The organism is Mycoplasmopsis maculosa (genome assembly GCF_900660665.1).
In the GTDB taxonomy this organism is placed as follows: domain Bacteria; phylum Bacillota_I; class Bacilli_A; order Mycoplasmatales; family Metamycoplasmataceae; genus Mycoplasmopsis; species Mycoplasmopsis maculosa.
Genome location: NZ_LR215037.1, coordinates 201,115 through 226,828, shown reverse-complemented (window position 1 = coordinate 226,828; position 25,714 = coordinate 201,115). Strand labels below are relative to the sequence as shown.

Sequence of the window (25,714 nt, the reverse complement as noted above, 5' to 3'; positions counted from 1 at the left end):
CTCCTTTATAGTGCTTTAATATTAGGTGAGTAAAGATTTTTAGCTATTTTAATTTTTTTATTATAGATGCTAATATTATTTAAGGTATTGTAAATATTTTCATCTTTTTTATCAAAATTGTTAGATAGCTTAAGCATTTCAAAAATATATTCTTCTAAATTCATAAGTTCGGATTCAATATTATTTGATACAAAAACTTGATGATTTTTTAGTTCTTCACTTATTTTTTTAGCAAAAATTTCTTTATATTGACCAGATATAATAATTTTTGCATTATTTTTTTCGTTATTTATTATTTCAGAACTTTTAATAAGAATTATGTTTAAAACAGCTTTTAAAACATTTATAACTGCATTTTCTTTTTCTAGGTTAGGTATTTTTTTTATAAAATGATAATTTTTTATTAATGCATTAATTTTTAAATCAAATTCATCTTCGCTTATATCAATAAATTTGTTTATTTTTTTGATAATTAAATCTTTTTTAATTTCAATGCATTTATATTCAATAATTTTGTTATTAAATGTACATACATAACTTACTAAATTATTTTCAGTATGAATTAATCATTTGTATTCATTGTTATTTTCGTTTATATTAATTAATTCACTTCTTAATTTTATAAATTTTATTTGAATATTTTTTTCAATAATTTCTAAAATTGAAGCTAATTCTGAATCACTAGAAACTGATAAAAAAGAAGAATAAACGTTTATTTTATTTCCTTTTTTATTTAATGGGAATTCAGCATATTCTTTTACATTTTCTAGATCTTCTTCTAAAGTATAAAGATAATTATTGAAAGAAACTATTTTTACATTTTTGTCTTTTTTATAGTTGCTTTCGTTATTATCAATTATTTTTTTTATTTTTTCGTTAACAACTTGATTTTCGAGTTCAAAATTATTAACTACTCTGTTAAAGATAATGTTATTTTTAAATGCATAGTTATCGTCAATTACTAAACTATAACTAATTTTGTTTCTTTTTAAAGAACCAATATTTTTGTTTATTTTTTTTATTGTATTATTTAAAAAATGATTGATATTTTGATTGTTAAAAGAAGAATAATTAAACTCATCTTCAAAAAATATTGAGTATATGCTTTTGTCTGAAAAAACTTGTATTTTCAATGAGTTATTTTTCAAAAAAATATTTGCAAGATATTTTTTCATAATTATTCTCCTTTCTTTTTTAAATTATTTTTGTTAGAACTCTCAATTTAGCACTGCGCGCTCTTTTATTCATAAGTTCTTCATTTTTAGATGGATTGATTACTTTTACACTGAAGTTTTTAACTTCGTTAATAGGTAATTTTGAAGGTAATTTATCTTTTGTTAAATTTCCAAAAAAGTTTTTTATTATTTTGTCTTCTAAAGAGTGAAAACTAATAATTGCTAATTTACCATCTTTATTTAATAAATTAATAGCTTTATTTAGCATATTTTTTATTGAGTCAAATTCATGATTTACTTCTATTCTTAATGCTTGAAAAACTGCTTTATTAGGATTTTTTAATTTAACCACTTTTGCAGGATAAGCACTTCTTACTATATCGGCTAATTGTAATGTTTCATCAATAGGACGATTATTGATAATAACTTTCGCAACTTGCTTAGCAAATTTTACATCGGCGTAATCAATAAAAATTCGCTCTAAATCTGATTCACTATAATTATTCACAATATAGTGCGCATCAAGACTTTGACTAACATCCATACGCATATCTAAACGTGCATTTTTGTTATAACTAAATCCGCGTTCAGAGTTATCAACTTGGGGACTTGAAATTCCTAGATCAGCTAATATTCCATCTACAGTTGTAATTCCTAATTTATTTAATTCTTCAGTTATATTTTCAAAATCAGAATGAATTAATACAAATTTATTACTAATTTTACTTAATCGCTTGCGACTTTCTTCTATCGCAAATTGATCTTTGTCAAAACCAATTAATAAACCGTTTTTTAATTTTTTAAGAATTTCACTACTGTGACCACCCATGCCTAATGTTAAATCGACATAAATACCGTCTTCTTTAATTTTTAAAGCATCGATTGATTCGTTTAATAATACACTTATATGCTCATTTGTCATATTTTATGCCTTTTCAGCAAATCTAGCTGTAATACTATTTAATTCTTCTTGATCCAAGTTTTCGTTATATTCGTTATATTTTTCTAGACTTCAAAGTTCAACTAAGTCGCCTATACCAACCAATACAACATCTTTTTGAATAGCAGCTTTTTCAATGTATGTTTTAGGAACTAAGAAACGCCCTTGACTATCTACTTCTATTTCTTGAGTATTACCAAGTCAAGCTCTTTTAATTTTTCTAGCTTCAATACTAAAATTACTCTGAGCATTTAGTATTGAAATAAAATCATTAAAAGTTTTTTCACTTCTTAATTCTATTGCGCCTTCTAAACCAATTGTCATATAAAATTTAGAACCCAGAGCATCTCTTAGCTTACTAGGAACTATAATTCTATTTTTGTTATCAAGGCTTCTATTAAAAGTCCCAAACATCCACTTTCCTCCACTATTCACCACTATTATACATTTATGCATAATATTTTTAATAAAAAATAATAATTTTTTTTATAATCACAAAATTTATGAAAAAAATATGAAAAATAAATATGTAATAGTTATTATTAATTTTTTGTTTTTTACTAAAATATTAAAAAACTTATCATTTATGATAAGCAATATATTTTTGTATAAGAAAGATAATTTATCATTAAATTTTTACTATATTTTATAAGGTTTATAAAATTATTTATTTTAAACATTTACTAAATTAATCGTTAATATAAATTTTTAATTTATGCTATAAAAATAATTTTAATAAATATATAATTTTTATATAAGTTTTTGAGTGGAGATAATATGAAAAATAATAAAAAAATTTTAAGAAAATTATTTATTTTGCCAACAATAGTTTTGCCTGTTTTTTCAATAATTTCATGTGCGAATTACAAAAATTCTCTTGAAAGTTCTTTTAAAAATATAATTTATAAAGATATAAATGAAGAATCAGCCTCTATATTTATTGAATTAGATGATTCATATTTAAAAGAAAATAATAAATATCAAAACTATACTTTAAGAATTTTTAATAAAACTTATAATAAGCATATGCATATTAATTCATCTAAAATAATAGGCAATAAGTTAATTTTTAATTTAGATGACTTAAATTCTGATAGTATTTATAAATTAGAACAAATAAATTATTTAAATGACAATTTAATATTGGAAAATAAATCTACTAATTTGATTTTTAAAACTTTAAAAAGTAAAAAAGAAATAAATAGTGATAAAAAGAAAGAAAATTATATATTTGTTAATGATATTAATTTTAATAATATAACTAATAACACAGCAGAAATATTTCTTATTTTGAATGATTATGAATTTGATTTGAGCAATCTTAAATTATATTTAAAAAATGGTTTAGTTTTTAATGCAACTCAAATACAAAATGAAAAAGTAATTTTTAATTTAAACGGACTAAAAGATAATACTGAATATACAATTTCAAAGATTATTTTAGAAGATAAAGAATTAATAATAGAAAAAAGCATTAATAAAGTTTTTGTAACTAAAGAATTAGAAAAAGAAGAAGTTATAAAAATTAAAAATATTCAAAAAGTAAGCCAACATAATAATGTTGTTAACTTAAGATTTGATTTTGATATAAAAAATAAAAAAAGTGATAAATATAATATTGAAATAAAATTTTATGATTTTCCAAGTTTTATTTTCACTAAAAATTTAATAAATACCGAGCTATTTGAATTATCATTTTTAAATAAATCAAGCAATAATTTAAGTCTTGAATTTATTAAAATAAATGGAAAAAATATTGATTTTGATCCTTTTGATATAAATTTAAATGAAAATAATGATATTGATAAACTAGAAAAAGAAATTGAATTGTCATCTATCTCTCTTTTATCTAAAAATAATAATTCAGCGTCAATTCAGTTATTTTTTGAAAACACAAATAATTCCGAACAGTATGATATCGATATAAAATTTAAAAATATAAATTCATTTGTTACTAAAGAACCAATAAATAAATCATTTACATTTAATTTAAGTAATTTAGATTATGATACTGAATATATTTTAGAATATATAAAAATTAACAATAAAAAAATAGATAATTTACCGATTTTTACATTTAGGACTGATAATCTAAGCTTAGAAGAACCTGAAACAAATGCATATGATTATAGGATTAATGAAAGTTCTAATTTTACAAATTTTATTGAAAACGATTTTAATATTTTTACAGATATAAATGATGAAAACATTAAATCAGACCCTCTTTTTAAAAACTATTTTAATTTTTTAAGCAAGAATGAAACTACAACAATTATAAATGAAAAATTTATTAAAAATAATAGTGGATCACCTGTTAAAAAATCTAAATTAATAGATATAAATACAGAAAATAATACAATAACTTATTTTATAAATATAGATGGTGATATTAAAAGTTCATATATTTTGGATATTGAAAGAAAATTAAATAATAATATTACAAAAGAAAAAATAAGAGTTTATAGAAATAAACAAAATATTTATGAATTTAAAGTTGATAATTTAGTTAAAAATGAAGAGATAAAAATATTAAGTTTATTAGACGAAGAACAAGTTCTTTTAAATTTTGAAGGAACAATTAAAGCGTATAAATATTATGGTTTTAATAATAATTATGATGATGTAATGATTATTCCCACATATAATTGAGAATTATTTCCAGCAACTAATAGCAAATACTCTATAAGTTTTGACGTTAAAACTGAAAATCAAAACTTTCCAAGTAGTATTTATTTGAAATATATTGATTCTGAATTTAATGTTAAATTAAGCAAATTTAGTTGAATTAAAAAAATTAATTCAACTACAAAACGAATCGAAAGTGAATTAATAAATAAGGAAGATATTAAAAAAGTATTAGGTTTGAGCTATAAAATATCTGAAAGCAGTTCTGACTTTTATGATTTAAAAAATGTGAATAAAATAACAAAACCTGAAGAAGATTTAACATCTGAAACTAATGTTGAAAATGATATTAATTTAATTACGGTTGAAAATAATAAAGTAATAATAAGTTATTCATCGAAAAATGATAATTTAAAAAATATTCAATTTTTAGTTAAAAGTTTAAATTTATACCAACCATATTCTAAAAAAATAGTTGCTGAAGTTGATAATAATTCAAAGACAGCAAGTTTTGATTTAAGTTTATTGCCAAAAAATATTTCAAAATATATGATAACTGCTTCGAATTTTGATGAAGTTATTTCTGATTATTCTTTCAATTCTAAATATAAGTTCACTGTAGAAAATGATTTAGAAAATATAAGTATTAATTCATTAAAATTTATTAAAAATGAAAATGAGAAAAGACTTTATGCATCAGCTAGTTTAAATATTTCTAATACAGATTATGAAAAAATAAAAAATAAATGATTTGAATTTACTTTTGAACCTATTTTATCAGATCCAAATAATATGGAAATATATCAATTTTCTTTTATAAAAGACTATAAAGTTATTGTTCCTATTGAAAAAATTTGAAAATTTGGTTTAAACGGGTTTTATGAAAACATCGAATATGAATTAAAAAAAGTTAAAATTGTTGAACCCTATATATTAGATGAATACTATTCAAACATTAATATTGATGATTCTATAATAAAAAAATTTGTTTATAAGTTTGATTATTCTAATGTTAGATTAAATAAGAAATTATCAAAAGCAAAAGAAAACAATACAACAAATAATAATAGTGAATTAATTACTCAAAGAAAAGATTTAACATTTAATGATTTAATAGGTTATTGATTATCAGATTCTAAAAAAAATAAAATACCATATTCAGTTCAAAACCACTATGCGTTAGTTGAATTTGAAAAATTTCATTATTATAAAAAGAATCTTTCTGAAATAAAAGAAATTAAAAGATTTGAACTAGTTGATGAAAACAATAATATTGTTAACTTTAATATTTTAGCTCCAAGAGAAATATTGGATAAAACTGTTTTTAAATACAATGAAAATAAAACAGAGGCTATATTAGTAAAAGATTTAGAAGAGTTTAAAAATCTTGATGAATATATTGATGATTTATTTTTTGTGCTTCGTTTAGAATTAGATACTAAAAAAAGAGTACTCTCAGATTTAAATTCAATAATTCAAACTGAAAGCAAAAATTCAAAATCTTTTGTAAATATTGCTATTCCATATAAGGAACTAATATTAAATAAAAAAATTAATGATTTACCTTTTACATTTTTCCAAGCGAGAGGTAACCGTAAAGTTTTAGAAGTTTTGGAAAAAGAAATTGCTGATAAATTTATATTTTCCGTTGTTCTAACTGAAGATAAAAAAATGGAAATAAAAATAAACTCAAGAAGAAATAATGTTAAATTATTAGATTTTCAACCTGATCATTATTTTTCATTGTCAAATTCAGCTTTTTTAGGCAATACAATATTTTACTTACATTGGGTTGACTTAAATAATAAAAATATAAATATTACTTATAAAGCTAAACCTTTGAATAATAATATGTCTATTGACTTAGATAAAACATATTTGAACAATTCAAGTGTAGATAGAGATACATTTTTAAATAAAAATGCTATTAGTAATAAAGCAGATGGAGTTAGAAGATTATATAAAGAAGATTCAAATCCAACAATCGAAAGTATGAGAAAGCGAACTTTTTCATTTAATTTAGGAACATGAAGTGTTATTGGAAAAGTAAAACCAAAAGATAAAAATGATCATAGATATTATGTTGTTTCTAATCAACATGTTTGAAGAATAAATTACGAAAACACTAGAGGTATATCAGAAAATGGTAATGAAATAACTTTTTTCAAGAATAATCGTTTTGTTGTTCCAAAATTATTAAATAAACCTGAAAATCTTGAAAATCCTGATAAAAGAGGTTTTTTTGAAAATAGAGTTATTTTTCCAGAAGCTTCTATTAAATTGGAAGCTATAACTGATTTTGGAACTGATAGTAATTATCCTTCACCAGCAGATATTAGAGATAACTTTGGAAACATATATAACGATGAAACAAACAAGTTTCCAAGAAGAGCAGATTTTGTAATAGCAATAGCAGATATGAGTTTTTTCTTTAATAATTTTTCTTTAGAAAATTTAGATGAACAAACCTACAATAATAGACAATTAGATGATTATGAAAAAACAGTTGTTAGATTTTTCTTAAATTGAGAAAATCTTCCTATGCTTGAAGCAAGTAGATTAATTTTAAATTTAAACGAATCTGTTAATTTAAATTGATACTTTGGTACTTATCCAAGCAGCAAGTCTTATAATAAAGATAGTTTAAATGTAAAAAGATATAGAGAATATATTTTTGGAAATATACCAACAACTATTAGTCGTGTAAGTTATCTTGGTTCTTTTTCGATAAATCCTCTTATAGAACATAGTACTGAATATATTGATACGGCTAGCGGGTCATCTGGAACTACTGTTTATGATTCTTCTGGCAATATAGTTGGTTTTCATGTTCAAGGAAGCAATGCGGGTTCAAAAGAATCAGGAACTTCTGGAAAATTTGTAATTGATGGTCACAAATATTCATTTTTTGGAAGAGGTGATACACCTCAGGCACCTGGATCATTTTATGAAAGAATGAAATTATTTTCTTATTTATATCCTGATAAATATGATATTAGTAATTTTTCTAAAACAAAAAAAGACTATTTTGATTAATTTTAAAAAGTATAATAATCAACATTTTTGTTTTTAAAAGCACCTTTTTATGTAAAAAGTATAAAAAGGTGCTTTTTTTATATAAAAAAGTCTTGAAAATCAAGACTCAATAAATATTATTTAATTATTAACATTTTTTGTTTAAAAACCCTATAAAATAGTTATTATTTAAATTTATTTAGATAGTATTCTTCATCTTCATCAAGATTAATTTTATTATTATTTATTTTTATAAAAAATGAATTATAGTTTTCATCATAACTATAGTTAAAATTATTATCTATTAAATAGTTTTCAATAAAAATTTTTAAAGTTCCTGTCCCTTTTCCAACAATAATTTCAAATGTAAAATTTTCTAAATTATCTATAAAAGCCAACTCAAAAGAAACTTTAGCTATAGCTTCATCAATTGTGCAACCATGCAAATCTATTAACTTGTAGTTATTATTCATATTTTTCCTTTTGGCAATTAGAACAATAATAAGTCATTCTTTGGTTTACAAATTTTGATTCTATTATATTTTTGCATCTAAAGCATTCTTTGTTTTTTCTTAAATGAACCTTCAACAATGTTTGATAATTGCCTTTAGTCCCATCTAATGATGAATAATCATTAATTGTTGATCCACCTAATTTTGTAGATAAATCCATAATATTTTTAGCACTTAATATTATTTCTTTAAATTTATCAAAAGGTATTAAATTTGTTTTAGTTTCTGGATCTATCATTACATCAAAAAGAACTTCATTTGCATAAATATTCCCTATACCTAAAATATAACTTTGATCAAGTAAAAAAGTCTTAATAGGTATAGATTTTTTTCTTATTTTTTTATAAAGTTCTTCTATATTTATTTCATCAGGTTCTTTACCTAAATTTAATAATGGTTTTGTTGTAAAAAGATTCATTTTAGTTTTAATATGAAAAGTTCCAAATTGACGATAATCATTATAAAACAGTTCTATTAATTTATTGTCATCATTTTTTAATTTGAAAATTAAGTAATCATGAGCCGTATTTCTACTATTTGTGGAACTAAAGTATTTACCTGTCATTCTTAAATGACTTATTAAAAATTTATCGCTTGATAATTCAAAAATTATATGTTTACCAATATTTTTAATATTCAATATTTTTTCATTATTTAAAAATAGTTTAAACTCTTCTAAGCTTGAATTAGATAACATTTTTTCTTTTAAAACTATTACATCTACAAATTTAAATCCTATTAGTTTAGGTCTTAAATCTTTTACAACTGTTCTAACTTCTGGTAATTCTGGCATAATGTTTAAATTATATTTTAATTTAATTAATAAATTAAATAAAAAATGTTCAAATGAACATTAATTTTCATTATTTTGGTTTATTTTAACCATATTAACTTTAAACACTTCAGCTCCAGATTGAGCAAAGGGGTTTATATCATTTAAGTAAGCGTTTATTATGTATGATCTTAAAAAAAATTGAAATAAGTATCCTAATAATTCTTCATCTTTTTTGTTGTATTTAAAATAAATTGTATTTAAATTGTTAAATTTATTTAACGGATTTAATTTAATTAAATTTTCATAATTAACATCTAAAAAATTTTTGCCATCAATAAAATTAATATATTTTTTCGCCTTTATACTTCTTTCAATAAAGATATCATTATTATATTTTTTGGGCACAAATAAAGTAATAATAGATTCGTTTTTTAAATTATTGTCCATATTTTCTAGTAAAAAAATATCAGTAGAAAATGTTGCATTAACTGGTAATAGCCCTTTATCATCTTTTCCATAATTTTCAGCAAAAAGCTGTTTTCATCATTCTCCAAAATAATTAAATTCTTTTTCAAATGAGCTTAAATATTCAACACTATTTTTCTTTGATAAAAAGTGTCTTAAACAGGCATATAAATAAGGATTATTTTTTAATAAATTCTCTTGATTTGCTTCATTTATTGCTATTTTAGCACCATTAATAAATTTTTCAATATTGCCACCAGCTACCATCAATGGAAAAATTCCTATAGGACTAAAAACAGCAAAATAATTAGATAAATTTTGTACAATTCCTAATTTTTCATACCCTTTTACAATTGATAAATCACTTAAAATATTTTTACTAATGTCAGTAGTAACTACAATAAGTTTTTTAGCTAATTCAGAACCTATTTTATGTTCTAAAAGTTTTCTAAATTCTCTAAATGCTATAGAGGTTTCTAATGTGTTTCCATTTTTATTTATAACATTTATAGCAAATCTTTTATTTTCTACATATTTTAAAGTTTTTACTAAATATTCACTACTTATATTTTGGCCTGCAAAAATTATTTCTATATTTGGTTTTTTATTTTTATTATTTCTAAACAAAAATTCGTATGTAGTTTTAGGAATTAAATATTCAGGTCCTATTCCTATCACAACTAAAACTTCAATATTTTGATTTTTTCAGTTTTTTACAATTCCTTGCATTTTTGTATATAAAGCATTTTCTAAAATATTTTCCTCTAAGTTCATTCAATCTAAGTTTTCTTTTTCTAGAAGTTTGCTACTATTCAAAATTGAATTTATATTTAAAACTTTAGATTCATATTTTTTTAAATCTTCGATATTTGCTACTTTTGAAAAATCTAATTCAACAAATTCATCCATAATACTCCTTATTTAACACCAAAAGGATTAATTTTATCTAAATATGCTTCATATATTAAACTTCAGTAAATAAAACTAATTAATATTCCGTAATTATACTCACTATTATCTTTTAAATTTATTAAACAACTTGGAACTGTTGCTATATTTGCTAAAACATCCATAACTCCATTATCTCCAGCAAATTTAAAATTAGATATAACGTTATTATCATCCTTTTTTAAACCGTCTTCATGATTAATTTCATCACTTAATCTATAATCAAATTTTTCATTTTTTATTGAATAATAAGTTACATATAAATTTTTATTATTATCTAAAATGTATTGTCCATATGTGTATATGTCTTCAGGAAAAATAGCGTAATTTGAAACATATTTTCTATAAGAATATAATTGACTAATATAACTATTTTGTAGTGATAAAGTATTATGCATTATTATGTTATTTGATATTAATAAATTAAATGAAGAGTATTTTTTTATCATATGTTTTACGTATGCATATTGAAAAGATTCATTTTTAGAAATATCATCATATGATCAATTTCTACAACCTTCTTGATATCCTTCGTAAATTCCTAAAATATCAGCCCCTTTTAGTAATAATAAAAACATATTATATTCACTAAATAAACTATAACTATTTGTTAAGATGTCAGGAATTATTAATTTATTTTCTTCTAAAATATCTAAAAAATTTAATTGTTTTTCTAATTTGTTTTTGGAGATCAAATAGCAATTGTTTAAAGCGTTATAATACCCTAAATTAATTTGAAAATCATTTATTATTAATTTTATTAAATTTAAAAAAGTTTGACTATAACTTGTATTTCCAATAAATAAAAAAGCTATATTTTTAAGATTTTTTAATTCTAAAAAACTTTGATATAAATTAGCGTAATTATATTGCTCTTCATCTACAAAAAACAAATATTGAATTTTTTGATTTTTTAAAAGATCATTTTTAAAAAGAAATTGATTAGCTGAATTAAAGTTAGCAAAATCTTTACTTGAACAAAAAATAATAACTTTCTTAATTTCTTTTGAATGTATGTTTTCGCTAAATTTTTCTAATTCTTCATAGTTTTCATAACTAAAATTCATAGCTAAATCATGAAAACCAAAATTTTCAAATCCTACTACATTTTTTGTTTTAATATCTTTAAATAAATTTGTACTTCTTTTTACTAAATTTTCATTTGAAAAATCTGGAGAGTAGTTATAAAATTTTATACTTAATTGTTCCATTATTCGCCTTGATAGTTTTTAATAAATTCATCTATTTCTTTTTTTAGGTTGTTAAAACCATTTTTAGTTTCTTTAATGTTGTTTTTATAAGGAGCTCTAAAATATAAGGGATGATTTAATTTAAAATTTCCAATTCCACTTTGTTGATCTTGATCAATATTTTCAACAATAAAATTTATTTTTTGACCTTCTTCAAAAAATGAATTTATATTATTTCTTTTAAAATCAGTTATTAAACTCACAGGTATAAAAAATCTAATGTTATTAAAAGTTTTAACAACAATTCCATGTTCACTTATACTTTTTACCAATCCATATAATATGTCGCCTTTTTTTATCATAATTTATATTATATTATTATTAAGTAAATATTTTTAAAACTTCTTTAAATAAAATTATTATTTTTTTATTAAAATATTTTTACTATAAAATAGGCTTATACGTCAAAAAAAATATTTTTTAAAATTATTAAATAATATATTTTTTATAAATAAAAAAAATACTATATAATTAAGCATATAAAATATTAATTTAAAAAACATTTATTTTACGTTAAAGTACTTTTTTAAAGGAGTTTAAGATGAAAAGATTAAATTGTACTTATGAAATATCAAAGGATAAAAATTATCCTTGATTATTAAAACACCCAAAAATCAAAGCTGGTTTAGCTAAATTTAGAACACGTCAAGAAGCACTTGAATGATACATGCTTTTAGATTTCGAAACAGCTATTTGGTTCCAAGATGATAATAGAATTTTTGCTGGTCAATTAACTATTGATAATGACGAACAAAATTGATATTACTACATTAAAACAAAAGGTTTTGATGGTGATGCAACATATGAAGGAATTTGTAGAGAATTATCAATTAATCAACATACTTTTGAAATTAATAAAAAGGAACTTGAAAAAAGAGTAAAACCTTTAAAAGAAGGTGAAGATTTTATATTAATTTCAGATCCATATACATACTTCCCAGCTGAATTAGAAATTAGTAAAAGAAAACCAAAAGATTATGTTGATGTTGAAATTATTAAAGATGAATTTCAAAATAGAATTCAAAGTTTAGAAGCTAAATTAAATGAAAATGCTGCTAATGCTGAAAAAGAACTTGAAAAATTACAAGATGAATTAGCAACAAGAGAAGCAGAAAACGAAGAATTAAAGAAAATTCAAGAAGAATTAATTTACAAAACAACAACAATTGAAAATGTTCAAGTTATTAATAGAACTTTACAAGAAGAATTAGCAAAAACAGAAGCAGAAAACGAAGAACTTAGAAGAAAAAGAGAAAAAGAAGACAAAGAATCTTCAACAAAAATTAAAGTTAGAACTTCTCAAGAAGAAGCTGAAGTTAAACAAATTAAAGAATATGGTAATACAATTGACACACTTCAATATACAGAATTAATTTATTTAAATGAATCTGATACAGTCGGTGCAATGGCTCTTTATATTGAAAAAATTAAGAAAATTTTAGATAATATAGAAGATAAAGCTATTTCACAAGATGATTATGATAGAATTAAATATAATTTATGAACACTACAATCAGCAGTTTCTAAAAATATAGAAAAAATGCCAAGTGATCGTATTGAAATTGTTTCTAAATTGAATGATCAATTAATTTATTTTTGTAAAAAATTAATTGATTCATTAACAATTGATTCTGAATTAGAAGATACACCTGCAAATCAAGCATATTATTATGAAGCTAAGTTAGAAAGCAAGGTTCCTGTATCATTTGAAACTTCATATGTATTGGTTGACTTATATCATGTTGGATTTGTTCCAAAAGATGAATATTATTATGCAATTCCTAATGTAACAACAAGATCTACATATTCAGTTACATTAGTGCATTCAAGCGATAGCACAAGAACTGTTAAATATGAGTCTCCATATAGAGAAACAGTTAGATCATACCAAGAAGAAGTTATTGAAGAAATTGAAGTTCCTGAAAAAGTTGTTGAAGAAGAAGTTGTTATAACAAAACTTCCTACTGTTGAAGAACAACCAGTTGTTTATGAAGAAATTGTTGAAGAACCAAAAGTTGAAGTAATAGACTACACAGAAGAAAAACAAGAAGAAAAAGTTCCTGCAAATAGAAGCAGATGATTATACATAGCAGCAATTATTGCTTTAGTAATTTGAATTATTATATTATTAATAATTGCTATTTTAGCTGGTGTTGATTTAGGAACAGGTGCCGGTTTATTAAACTTATAATTTAAAAAAACATCAATAAAACAACAAAACATATTTTAAAATTTTGTTGTTTTTGTTTTATTTATATGCATATTAGTAAAAAATGAGGTAAAAATGAAAAATACCGAAAAAAATATGAATACACTTATTAGTCATTTAAAAACATCTGGTTTTGTTTTTCAAGGAAGTGAAATTTATGGTGGTTTATCAAATACTTGAGATTATGGACCACTTGGTTCATTACTAAAAGATAATATAGAATCATTATGAAAAAGACATTTTATTTTTAAAGAAAAAAATAATTTTTTAATTGATTCAAAAATATTAATGAATCCAAATGTTTGAGTTACTTCAGGTCATGTTTCAAATTTTAACGATCCTTTAATTGAAAACAAAATTAATGGCAAAAGATATCGTGCAGATAAATTAATTCAAGAAATTGATGAATCTATTATTCCTGAAAAAATGACATTTGAAGAAATGGCTAATTACTTACGTGAAAATCTAAAAGAATATGAAGGTGTTAAAACTAACTGAAGCGATATTCGTAAATTTAATTTAATGTTTGAAACCAAACAAGGAGTAACAGAAGAAACAAAAAGTACAATTTATTTAAGACCAGAAACTGCACAAGGTATTTTTGTTAATTTTAAAAATGTACAAAGAAGCATGAGGGCTAAACTTCCAATTGGTATAGGTCAAGTAGGAAAAAGTTTTAGAAATGAAGTTACTCCAGGGAATTTTATTTTTAGAACTAGAGAATTTGAACAAATGGAATTAGAAGTATTTTGTCATCCAGAAGAAGCTAAAAATGTTTATGATTTTTATATTAAAAAATCAAATGATTTTGCAAAATTATTAGGTATTAAACAAGAAAATTTAAGAATAAGAGAACATGATAGAGAAGAATTAGCTCATTATTCAGACGGTACAAGTGATATTGAATATTTATTTCCATTTGGATGAGGAGAACTTTTAGGTGTCGCTAATAGAACAGATTTTGATTTAAAAGCGCATATGAATTCTACAAAAGAAAGTTTAGAATATTTTGATCCTAATACTAATGAGAAAGTTATTCCATATGTTATTGAACCATCTATTGGCTTAGATAGAATAATGTTAGCAACTTTGATTGATGCTTATGATGAAGAAAAAATTGCAGAAGATGATATTAGAACTGTTTTACGTTTTAATGAAAATGTAGCACCTTATAAAGTAGCTATTTTACCATTAATGAAAAAAATTAATGAAAAAGCTATTGAAATTTTTGAAAAATTAATAGATAAAGGTATTAGCGTTACCTATGATGAAGCTGGATCGATAGGCAAAAGATATCGTCGTCAAGATGCAATAGGAACTCCTTATTGTGTAACAATTGATTTTGATACTTTAGAAGATCAAACTGTAACATTAAGAGATAGAGATTCTATGAAACAAATTAGAATTTCTATTAATGAATTATTAGATAAATTTAAATAAAGAAGAGGTTAGAAATGGCTTTTATCGACCAAAAAATAATTCAACAAATAATTGATCAAAATGATATTGTAAAAGTTATTTCTGACTATATACATGTTCAAAGAAAAGGACATTCTTATGTTTCTATTTGTCCTTTTCATGATGATACAAACCCATCAATGAGCATTGATGATAGAAAACAAATATTTAAATGCTTTGTTTGTGGAGTGGGAGGAAATCTATTAACTTTTGTAGTTAAATATAAAAAAGTTAAATTGCCTGAAGCTTTAGATATATTAGCTAAAAAAGCAGGAATAGATTTTGATTTAAACCACTATAAAAATGATTTAAATAAAGATTTTGAATCAGAAAAAAATAAAGATTTTTATGAAATTTTAGAAGAAGCAAATTCATTTTTTAAAACTCAAATATATAAAGAAAATAATCCATTAATTAAAAAATTTATAAATGATAGAAAAATTGATTTTAATCTATGCGAAAAATTTGATATTGGGTTTTTAAATGATGAAGAATTTAAAAAATATTTTTCAAATGAATTATCGAAAAATCAATCATTATTAGTTAATTCAGGGTTAATGAATACTTATAATAAATTATATTTTTCAAATAGAATAACTTTTGGGATAAGAGATAGAAATAATAAAATTATAGGTTTTAGTGCTAGATCAATAGATAATTCAAATCCAAAGTATATTAATAGCCCAGAAAGTGTTTTATTTAAAAAGCAAAATATTCTATATAACATTCATAACGCACTTTCTTCTAATTTAGATACATTAATAATTACTGAAGGTTTTTTTGACGTAATAGCTTTATTTAAAGCTAAAATAGAAAATGTTGTTTGCCTAATGGGAACTTCATTATCCAAAAATCATATAGATCAAATAAAAAAATTTAAAAAAATTATTTTATTTCTAGATGGAGATATTCCTGGCAAAAATGCTTCTTATAAAAGTGTAAGAGAATTACTTTCAAATGATTTAAGAGAAATTTATGTTGTTGAAAATAATAGCGGTTTAGATCCTGATGAAATATTTAATAAATTTGGTGAATCTAGAATATTAAAAATGATTAACGAAGCAAAACCTGCTATTTATTTTGTATATGATTTTTTAAGAGAAACACATGGTTTTTATAATGAATTAAATAAAGTTAGCGAATCTATTTTAGAAAAATTTGCAAATGAGTTTTATCCTTTTTTAAAAGTTTTTAATCAAAATCAAGTTAATACAATTTTAGAAAGATTTAAAAATCAATATAATTTTGATTTAAAAAACGCACCAAATCCTGAAGTTTTTTTAAGAAAAGATAATTTTAAAGAGTTTGATCAAAATAATAACAATTTTATCAATGCCGATTATTCTTTTAAAAATAATTTTTACAGTTTTAATTACGATAACGTTAATTTAGATGAAAATTTCAATGAAAATATTTTTATTAATAATAAAATAGTTAAAAATAATAATTCAAAGCAAAAAAGAGATTGAATTGATAATTTATTTTTTATGATGCTTGATTACCCTGATTTAATTAATTTATTTAAAGAAAAACAAACAGTTGAACCTATTAAATTATTGGGCGTTGATGAAAAGGAAGATAAAAAAATTTTATTTAATTTTTTCACTAATTATAAAGGCAATAAACAAGATATAGAAAAAATTAAAATTCAATTAAATAAATATACAAATTTAGTTTCAAAAAAACTTTTTTTAGAGTATAAAACTTCACAAGAGTTAAAACAGGATTTTGATGAAATTTACGATAGAGCCTATAAAAAAGATATAAAAAATGAACAAGAGTATATGTTAAAAATAAAATGAAATAACATTAAAAACAATGAGGAGCTTTCTAAAAGGGTTTTAGACAATGCTCGTCTTAACAAATTAAAATTGGAGGTAGAAGATGAATAATAGAGAAGAATTATTGCCAGTTGTTGATTTAATTTCTAATCATTTTGAAAGTCAAAAGAAAACAAAATTAAATCAGTCTGAAATATTTGATTATTTAGATTCTATAAAAGTTGAAGTTAATGATGATTCTATGGATGATTTGTTAGATTTACTAATAGAAAAAGGTATTTTAAAAGATGAAAGTGATTTTGGTGATATAGATGATGTTGATATGTCAGATATTGCTGATGAAATACCGGATTTAGAATTGGATGAAGAAATAGATCTTGATGATGAAGAACTTGTAGATGATCAACCAACAGTAAAAACAAAAGATAAAAAGTCTGATCATGATGATGATTTAGATTATAGCTTAGATTCAGATGAACTTGATTTTATAAAAGATTATGAAGATTTTGATGATGATTCTGAATATAGTTATGATGATGACGATTATGAAGATACAAGTTATGATGATGAAGATGAAGATGAATATGTTGAAGTAGAAGAAGTAAAAGAAAAAAAATCTAAAAAAGAGAACAAAAAAGAACAAGTTACAGAATTAATTGAACTTGAAGACTTTTCAGCAGAAGAAATTGATTTATCTGCTGAAGGTTCAAAAGTTAAAAGAGAAGATTTAAGAAATAAACTTACTGAAACAAATGATATCGTTAAATGATACATGCGTTGAATTGGTAAATATGGTAAGTTACTAACAAGTGAAGAAGAACAAAAATTAGCTCATGAAATGGATCGGGGCGGATTTAGAGGAAAACGTGCTCGTGATAAATTAATTAAACGTAATTTACGTTTAGTTATAAATAATGCAAAAAAATATAAAAATAGAGGATTAAGTTTCATTGATCTTATTAGTGAAGGAAATTCTGGAATTATTAAAGCTGTTCAAAAATACAATGTTAATAAAGGTTTTAAATTTTCAACATATGCTACATGATGAATTAGACAAGCAATAACTAGAGCTGTAGCTGATCAATCAAGAACAATTCGTGTTCCAGTTCATATGGTTGAAACTATTAATAAAATAACAAAAATTGAAAGAGAACTTCAACAAGAAAATGGTGAAGAACCAACAGATGAGCAAATAGCAGAAAAATACGGAAATGGATATACTGCTGAGAAAGTTAGATATATACGTAAAATTAATATAGATCCTATTTCATTAGATAAACAAATTGGTAAAGAAAATGATTCTTCTTTTAGTGATTTTGTTAAAGATGAATCAATAATAAGCCCAATTGATTACGCTTCTCATGAAGAATTAAATGAAATGTTAGATAAAATTTTAAGAGATACTCTTGATGAAGACGAATATGAATTAATTTGTAAACGTTATGGCGTGGGAACTGACAAAGAAGGCAACAAATATAGAATATATTCTTTAGATGAACTTGCAGCAGAAAGAGATGTTTCAAAGGAAAGAATTAGACAAATAGAAAATAAAATTTTAAGAAAAGTAAAATCAAATCCAGATAGGGGAAGATATCTTAAAGATTTCTTAAAATAATTATGCAAATTAAAAAAATTGTTGATTTTTTATTAAATAAATATCCTTTAAAAAATAAAGAAATATGAGATCCTAGTGGTTTTAGTGTTAAATTTAATCAAAGAGAAAAAATAAAAGGTGTTGTTTTAGCAATAGATCTTACTAATGAAGTTTTAGAAAAAGCTATTGATTTAGACGCAAATTTAATTATTACACATCATCCGTTTAAATTTGAACAGAAATGAAGTGATGAAAAAATTAAAGCTCCTTATAAAGAAAATATTAGAAATAAATTAAAAGAAAAAAGAATAAGTGTTATTTCTTTTCACACTAATTATGATAATGATGAAAATGGAACAAGTCACGAAATAGCGAAACAACTTGGACTTGATAGTTTTATAGTAAAATATGATTCTAATTACCCTTGTTTATTGAATGTGAATATTTCTTTTAATGAAATAGTAAATTTATTTAAGAATAAATTAGGATTTAGTGCTTTTAGATCAAATTTACCAAAAGAGCATTTTAATAGACTTTTTAGTAAAATTGCTATTTTAAGTGGTAGTGGATATATCACTGAAGTAAATAAGTTAAATTTTGAAAAAACTGATTTAATAATAACAAGTGATATAAAATGAAGCGATTGAATAGTTTATAAAGAAACTAATGCATCAATTTTAGAGGTACCTCATTTAGATGAACAAGTTTTTATGGAAAAATTTGAAGAGCTACTAAAAAATGAATTTAATGATTTAAAAATTACAAAAGTATATTTAAAGGAACCTTATTATAATTTATAAAGGCGCAAGCACTCATTTTGTGAGTGCTTCTTTTTTATCGTAAAAGGATAAATTATTATATAATTAAATATATTTAATTATAAGCTTCGCTATAGCTTAAGAAGGAATAAAAATGAATAGAGATCCAGAAGTATGTTTAGAAAATATTGAAAAAAGACGTAAATTGTTATTAAAATTACATGAAGAAAATCTTTATAATTTAGCTCACCCTGCTTTGATAAGAGAAGAAGACAAACCTATTGAAGCCAAATGCAATGATCCGTTTTGTCAAGTTGTTTCAGAGGAAATAACAAAAGAAGAAAAGAAAAGATTGCTAACAATAAGAATTTTAGGTTTAGTTTTTTCATTAATTCTTATTACAATGGCTATTTTAATAGCTGTTTTAATTAGTCAAACATTTTAATTATTTTTAGGTAACCATGGAAACAAATCAACAAATATTGATAATACTTATTTCAATAATACTTGCTTTAATAGTGGTTGTACTAGTTATTGCATTATTGCCATTAATTTTAAATATTTTTAAAAATAAATTGAAAAAAACAAAATTTAATAAATTAGGACAAAGTAGTCAAATTCGACTAATGAATCAACTAAGAGAGGCTGTTGAATTTCTAAGTAAAAACAAAGTAGGAGCTTTAATTACAATAGAAAATAATGATAATATTGATAATTTAAGAACTGATGGAATTATTTTAAACGCAAACATTTCAAGTAGTTTATTAATTTCAATTTTTAATAAATATTCTCCTCTTCATGATGGAGCAGTTATTATAAGGGACAATAAAATATATTATGCTTCAACCTTTTTTAAAATAACAAAAAAATCAATCGATAATCAATATGGTGCTAGACATAGAGCTGCTATGGGTATTAGTGAACTTTGTGATGCTACAACAATTGTTGTTAGTGAAGAAACAGGGAATATAAAACTTGTAAAAAACGGTACATTTTATAATATAAAAATAGAACAGTTCCAAGAACAATTAATTAAATATTTAAAGGATTAAAATGAGTGAAGAAAATAATAAAAGTAAAATTTCAAATAGTTATATTTTAGAAATAATAGAAGAAGAAAACTCGAAAAAAGCAAAAGAAATTATTCAAGATGAATCTAAAGAAAACGTTAATAAAATATTAGAAGAATTAGATTTTGAAGATCAATATAAATTTTTAAAATTGTTAGATATAAATTCTGTTCCTCATGTTTTAACTTCACTTTCTAATGAAAGTCAAGGAAGAATATTAGAATTATTAACTGATGAATGAGGTTTATTAATTCAAATTAAAACTGCTATTTATACAAAAAATTTTAAAAAAGCTAGATCAATTGTAAATGAATTTCCTGATGCTGATATTGCTGAATTATTTAGTGAATTAGATTTACAAGAAAAGCTAACTTATTTAAGATTGCTTAAAACAGATGATGCTGCATCAATATTTAGTTATTTAGATGATGATATTCAAACTGAATTAGCACAAAGTTTTACAGAAGAATGAGGAATAAATTTACTTCAAGAGTTACAAAGCGATGAACTTGTTGATGTTTTAGAAACACTTCCAGCAAATGTTACAAGTAAAATATTAGCTTATACTCCTAGTCATAAAAGAAATGAATTAAATAAACTTTTAAGCTATAATGATGATGAAGTAGGAAGTATAATGAGTATTGATATATCAAGTATACCTAATACATACACTTGTGAGCAAGCATTAGCAAAAATAAGACGTGATTATAATAAAAATAAAAAAGAATTAGTTCATTATTATTATGTTATTGACGGATCAATGAAGCTTTTGGGTGTTTTAACTCTTGAAGACATTCTTTTTGCTGAATCAAATCAAAAAATAGATGATATTTATGAACCTGTTGCTTATGTTAAAACTAGTGATAAAAAAGAGTTTGCTGCTAAAATATTTAGTGAACAAGATATGTCAGTTTTACCAGTTGTTAATGATCATGAGCGTCTAATTGGTATGATAACAAGTGATGATGTTATAGATGTTATTCAAGATGAAGCAACTGTTGATATGTATAAAATAGCTGGTATTGGAAAAGATGCAACTGAAAATGAATATATAAAAACACCTTGATATAAAATTTTAAAATCAAGAATAATATGACCAATTATTTTATTAATAATAGCAACAATTACACAAATAGTTTTACAATTTGTTTTATATAAAACACAAATTATTAATTCTTCTAATCAAGAAATTATAAATTCTACAATTATTACACTAAGTTTTGCAGCTTTAATTCCAATTTTAAATAGCACAAGTAATAATTCAGGCTTGCAAGCAAATATATCAGTTTCTAGAGCTTTAGTTTTAGGAGAAATTGACGAAAAAACTTATAAAAAAGCTTTTTTAAAAGAATTTATAGTGGCTTTATTTATAGGATTAATATTAGGGTTATTAAACGCATCTAGACTAGGAATTTATTATAGTGTTCAAAATAATGCTTTAAGAAGTATTGACTTAAATATTGTAAAAAAATATGCTTTTATAATTTTAGGTTCTTCATTAGCTATATTTATTTCTGTTTTATTAGCTAATATTATAGGTGTAGCCTTACCTTTGATATTAGCTAAAATGAAAAAAGATCCTTCTAATGCTTCTATTTTAGTTTTAAATACAATTACAGATATAATAACTACATTAATTACTTTTGGAGTTACATATGGAATCATCTACTATATTTAATATAACAAAGCATCATTGCCCTGCATGTGCATATAGATATTATCAAGAATCATTAAATTTTAATAATAATTCATGAATACAAGAAAATTCTATTTTTATTATTTCAATGGTGCTTTTAATACTTTTAACTTTATTTTTTATAGTTTTATTTACTTATTTAAATAATAAAAAAATGAATAAATTATTTAGTAAATCAACTTTAATATAAAATTTTAATTAAAAACACTCATCTTTTTTAGATGAGTGTTTTATTATCATTTATTAATTACTTTTTGTAAGTTTAATTATTTTTTTAATTTTTTTCTTTTCGTTACCTAAATATTTATATCTAATATTTAAATCTCATTTATTATTAGTTTTTACAATATTTCTTATTTGGCTAAAAGATTCAAAACCATCTTTTCCATGATATCTGCCTATACCACTATTTCCAACTCCTCCAAAACCTAAATTATTATTAGCAATTTGCAAAATAGTGTCATTTATACCTACTCCACCGCTTTGTATATTATTAATTATTTGCTCAATATTTTTATTATTTTTACTAAAAATATAAAGTGCTAGTGGTGATTTATAATTATTATTTATGTTATCTATAACTTCATTTAAATTATTAAACTCTAAAATAGGAAGAATCGGTGCAAAAATTTCTTCTTGCATTATTTTATCCTTTAAATTACTTTCATGGATATAAAACTCTATTTGTCTATTTTCATTGTAATTAATAGGTAAATTAAATTTTTTAATCCTATCAAAATGATTTTCTGAAATTATTTTAGGTAAGTATCTATTATTTAATGAGTTAAGACCATATATATTTTTATATTGTAAATTTAAAGCTGAAACAAGTTTTCTTTTAATAGATTTGTGAACATACACATAATCAGGCGCAACACATGTTTGCCCGGCATTTAACATTTTTCCAAATATAATTCTTTTTGCAGTTTTTTCTATATTTGCAGATTCATCAACTATGACAGGTGATTTGCCTCCTAATTCTAATATACATGGAATCATTTTTTCCGCTGCTTTTTTATAAATATTTTTACCTACTGCTGAATTACCTGTGAAAAATATTATGTCAATTTTTTCTTCTAGCAATTTTATAGATATTTCTTTTTCTCCTAAAAATACTTTTAGATAGTTGTTTTCAAAAACTTCATTTGCTATTTCTTTTAATAAACTAGATGAGTTTACTGAAAACTTTGAAGGTTTTAACAGAACTTCATTTCCAGCTCCAAAAGCATTTATAAATGAAATCAGAGATATATTAATAGGATAATTTCAAGGAGTAATCAATAATGCTTTTCCATAAGGAAAAGCTTGCTTATAAAAATTACTTCCTATATAGTGAATTGGTTTTTTTACTCTTTTTCTTTTTGCTCATTTTTTAATATTTTTTAAGTATAAATTTATTTCATGAATCACTGGCGAAATTTCTGATATTTCGCTTTCTAAATTTGATTTATTTAAATCTGAAAACAAGGATTTATAAATTCTTTCTCTATTATTTGTTATCCATTTTTTTAATAATTTTAAATATTTAATTCTTTCTTTTATGTCTATCATAATAATCCTTAATAATTAAAATTATATTAAAATGAATACCTTAAAAATAAAGATATTCATTTTTTTAAATTTTATTGATTTAAAGAATTTTTTATTTCTTCAAATTTGGTTTTCAATTCATTAAATGAATTTTCAAACTGATTTGTTCTTCTTAATGATGTAATTCTGTTTAAGTATTCTGGTTTTTTATCTTCTGCAATATTATTATTTATTCAATCTTTTGCATTATTTCTAAATGTCTCATATATGTTATACTCAACATCTTCAACTCTATAATCATAATAAATGCTACTTGCTGTTGTTGTATCTAATCTTTTTATTAAATTTGCTTTTTGAGTGTTTTCAAAATTTTCTTCTATAAGTCTTCTATATGTTGCAACATCTTCAACTCATTTATCTGGAAGAATTCTTTCTAGTCCTGCTATATCAGTAACTCCCCCTATGAAAATAGCCATATCTCTACGTCCTTCAGCGTTTTCAGTTGTATAAGGAACTCTTTTTAAAATTTCTTTTTTGTAAATAAGTTTTTCATTAAATGCTTTTAATTCTTTTTCTTTATCTTCAATATTTTCAAAAGTTAAATTATCAATTTGTGACTTTAATTTATTTTTAGAATTTATTACTTTTTCATCTGTATCAGGCATTGGATATTCAATTAAATTAATAAATTCTTTTAATTCAGTTTTTTTAGACTCAAAAGCGTTTTCTTTTTCAGCTCTTTGTTTGATAGAGTTAACTTCTTCAGGAGAAGCTGCATTTTCTAACTCTTCAATATATTTATTTCTTTTATCTCCTGATAATGATGATAAGTTATTTATAAAAGATCTTGCTTCGTTTTTTATTTCTTCTTCATATTGTTCTTGTGCTTCTTGAATTAATTTTAAAATATTCTTAAATTCAACATCAGTATTAGCTTCATTTAATGAATTATTAATACTTTCTCTTTTAGATTCAGGTAATTCACTTATTTTTTGATTTAAAAATATAATTTTAGCTTTAATACCTTCATTTTCTCTAATAATTTCATTTTTAATATTTTCTAATTCTTCTAAAGTTTTTAAATCTTTAAATGATTCTTTTATTTCGTTTTTTGCTATAGCTTCATTTGAAGGATAAGGTAATGAATCAACTATCTTATTTAATTCTTCTTTAAAAGAATCTATATCTTTTTCTTTTTTAAATAAATCGTTTTTTAAAGTATCTATTTCTTCAATAGAATTAGCATTTTTTACTTTTGTTATTAAATCATTTTTTTCTTCAGAAGTAGAGTATTTTAATTCATTAATTTTATTTTCGATTAAAACTTTATATTCAACTAAATATTCTTTTTTAGATTTGTCAATTTCTTTAAATAGTTCTTCAAACTCTTCGCTTGTATTAGTTTTATTTAAAATATTGTTTAGTATATTTCTTCTCTCTTCAGACAATTTAGAAATTTCATTATTTGCTTTTATTATTTTTTGTAATACACTTTTTTCATTACCTATTATTTCTTCTTTAATTTTTTCCAATTCGTCTATTTTATACACTTCTTTGTACAATTCTTTTATTTCATTTTTTGCAATAGCATCTATTGATGGATATGGAAGAGTATTTATTATTTCATCTAATTTTTCTCTTTCATTTTTAATTTTATTTTCGTTTGAACATTTTACTGCCAAAACAGTAGTAAGTGCAACAGTTCCAATAGCTGCCGCAGCACCTAAAGAAATTGTTAATATCTTATGTGATTTTTTCATATTTCTCCTCTTTTTTTATAAAATTCATTATACATTAATTATTTTTCAAATAATTAAAAAATAGAAAATAATTATAAAAATACGATTTTTTATATATTGATCTATAATATACATTATTAATGTTTATATATATTTATATATAAACTAGAAAGT

The 25,714-nt window shown here is 22.3% G+C and carries 20 protein-coding genes; 10 read left to right on the top strand and 10 right to left on the bottom strand.

What is annotated here, in order from left to right; translation table 4 throughout:
• Positions 1-5: 5 nt before the first annotated feature.
• From EXC47_RS00950 to mraZ, 3 genes are read right to left on the bottom strand one after another with little or no spacing between them, the layout of a single operon-like run.
• Positions 6-1,175, bottom strand: a complete 1,170-nt coding sequence (locus tag EXC47_RS00950) for an MAG3720 family protein (RefSeq protein ID WP_129646248.1) — start codon at positions 1,173-1,175, stop codon at positions 6-8.
• Between the two features lie 19 nt (positions 1,176-1,194).
• Positions 1,195-2,097 (bottom strand): 16S rRNA (cytosine(1402)-N(4))-methyltransferase RsmH, encoded by a 903-nt coding sequence (gene rsmH / locus EXC47_RS00945; RefSeq protein ID WP_129646246.1) that lies wholly within the window; start codon positions 2,095-2,097, stop codon positions 1,195-1,197.
• A 3-nt stretch (positions 2,098-2,100) separates the two neighbouring features.
• On the bottom strand, positions 2,101-2,529 hold the full coding sequence (gene mraZ / locus EXC47_RS00940; protein WP_129646243.1) for a division/cell wall cluster transcriptional repressor MraZ: 429 nt from the start codon (positions 2,527-2,529) through the stop codon (positions 2,101-2,103).
• 363 nt (positions 2,530-2,892) lie between these two features.
• Between mraZ and EXC47_RS00935 the strand changes: the two genes are divergently transcribed.
• Complete coding sequence (locus EXC47_RS00935) at positions 2,893-7,776, top strand: hypothetical protein (protein WP_129646241.1); 4,884 nt, start codon at positions 2,893-2,895, stop codon at positions 7,774-7,776.
• A 164-nt stretch (positions 7,777-7,940) separates the two neighbouring features.
• Here the strand turns inward: EXC47_RS00935 and EXC47_RS00930 are convergent, their stop codons facing one another.
• The 5 genes from EXC47_RS00930 to EXC47_RS00910 are packed head-to-tail and all read right to left on the bottom strand — an operon-like array spanning position 7,941 to position 12,007.
• Entirely contained in the window at positions 7,941-8,228 is a 288-nt protein-coding gene (locus tag EXC47_RS00930) for a Smr/MutS family protein (protein ID WP_129646239.1), read from the bottom strand.
• The gene (mutM, locus tag EXC47_RS00925; RefSeq protein WP_129646237.1) at positions 8,221-9,060 is read right to left on the bottom strand and encodes a bifunctional DNA-formamidopyrimidine glycosylase/DNA-(apurinic or apyrimidinic site) lyase; all 840 of its coding nucleotides are present in this window, start codon (positions 9,058-9,060) and stop codon (positions 8,221-8,223) included. The genes EXC47_RS00930 and mutM overlap by 8 nt, the downstream gene beginning before the upstream one ends.
• A 60-nt stretch (positions 9,061-9,120) precedes the next feature.
• On the bottom strand, positions 9,121-10,416 hold the full coding sequence (locus tag EXC47_RS00920; RefSeq protein WP_129646235.1) for a glucose-6-phosphate isomerase: 1,296 nt from the start codon (positions 10,414-10,416) through the stop codon (positions 9,121-9,123).
• 8 nt (positions 10,417-10,424) lie between these two features.
• Positions 10,425-11,666 (bottom strand): glucose-6-phosphate isomerase, encoded by a 1,242-nt coding sequence (locus tag EXC47_RS00915; protein ID WP_129646233.1) that lies wholly within the window; start codon positions 11,664-11,666, stop codon positions 10,425-10,427.
• Complete coding sequence (locus EXC47_RS00910; protein ID WP_129646231.1) at positions 11,666-12,007, bottom strand: S1 RNA-binding domain-containing protein; 342 nt, start codon at positions 12,005-12,007, stop codon at positions 11,666-11,668. The genes EXC47_RS00915 and EXC47_RS00910 overlap by 1 nt, the downstream gene beginning before the upstream one ends.
• A 239-nt stretch (positions 12,008-12,246) precedes the next feature.
• Between EXC47_RS00910 and EXC47_RS00905 the strand changes: the two genes are divergently transcribed.
• From EXC47_RS00905 to EXC47_RS00865, 9 genes are all read left to right on the top strand, one after another.
• Complete coding sequence (locus tag EXC47_RS00905) at positions 12,247-13,896, top strand: MAG3090 family protein (protein WP_129646229.1); 1,650 nt, start codon at positions 12,247-12,249, stop codon at positions 13,894-13,896.
• A 93-nt stretch (positions 13,897-13,989) separates the two neighbouring features.
• The gene (locus EXC47_RS00900; protein WP_129646227.1) at positions 13,990-15,354 is read left to right on the top strand and encodes a glycine--tRNA ligase; all 1,365 of its coding nucleotides are present in this window, start codon (positions 13,990-13,992) and stop codon (positions 15,352-15,354) included.
• Positions 15,355-15,368: 14 nt separating this feature from the next.
• Entirely contained in the window at positions 15,369-17,264 is a 1,896-nt protein-coding gene (dnaG, locus tag EXC47_RS00895) for a DNA primase (protein ID WP_129646225.1), read from the top strand.
• A complete protein-coding gene (locus EXC47_RS00890; RefSeq protein WP_129646223.1) occupies positions 17,257-18,768 on the top strand; it encodes an RNA polymerase sigma factor in 1,512 nt (503 codons plus the stop codon). The genes dnaG and EXC47_RS00890 overlap by 8 nt, the downstream gene beginning before the upstream one ends.
• A gap of 2 nt (positions 18,769-18,770) precedes the next feature.
• Complete coding sequence (locus EXC47_RS00885) at positions 18,771-19,547, top strand: Nif3-like dinuclear metal center hexameric protein (protein ID WP_129646221.1); 777 nt, start codon at positions 18,771-18,773, stop codon at positions 19,545-19,547.
• A 112-nt stretch (positions 19,548-19,659) separates the two neighbouring features.
• Entirely contained in the window at positions 19,660-19,950 is a 291-nt protein-coding gene (locus tag EXC47_RS00880) for a hypothetical protein (protein ID WP_129646219.1), read from the top strand.
• A gap of 16 nt (positions 19,951-19,966) precedes the next feature.
• Positions 19,967-20,557 carry a diadenylate cyclase gene (locus EXC47_RS00875; protein WP_129646217.1) on the top strand — a complete coding sequence of 197 codons (591 nt, stop codon included), beginning with the start codon at positions 19,967-19,969 and terminating at the stop codon, positions 20,555-20,557.
• Position 20,558: 1 nt separating this feature from the next.
• On the top strand, positions 20,559-22,253 hold the full coding sequence (mgtE, locus tag EXC47_RS00870) for a magnesium transporter (RefSeq protein ID WP_165255925.1): 1,695 nt from the start codon (positions 20,559-20,561) through the stop codon (positions 22,251-22,253).
• Positions 22,231-22,461: a hypothetical protein gene (locus EXC47_RS00865; protein ID WP_129646215.1), complete on the top strand. Its 231-nt coding sequence runs from the start codon at positions 22,231-22,233 to the stop codon at positions 22,459-22,461. The genes mgtE and EXC47_RS00865 overlap by 23 nt, the downstream gene beginning before the upstream one ends.
• 53 nt (positions 22,462-22,514) lie before the next feature.
• On the opposite strand, the gene EXC47_RS00860 is transcribed toward EXC47_RS00865, so the two are convergent.
• Positions 22,515-23,822: an aldehyde dehydrogenase family protein gene (locus EXC47_RS00860; protein ID WP_129646213.1), complete on the bottom strand. Its 1,308-nt coding sequence runs from the start codon at positions 23,820-23,822 to the stop codon at positions 22,515-22,517.
• A 71-nt stretch (positions 23,823-23,893) separates the two neighbouring features.
• The gene (locus EXC47_RS00855) at positions 23,894-25,561 is read right to left on the bottom strand and encodes a coiled-coil domain-containing protein (RefSeq protein ID WP_129646211.1); all 1,668 of its coding nucleotides are present in this window, start codon (positions 25,559-25,561) and stop codon (positions 23,894-23,896) included.
• Positions 25,562-25,714 lie beyond the last annotated feature (153 nt).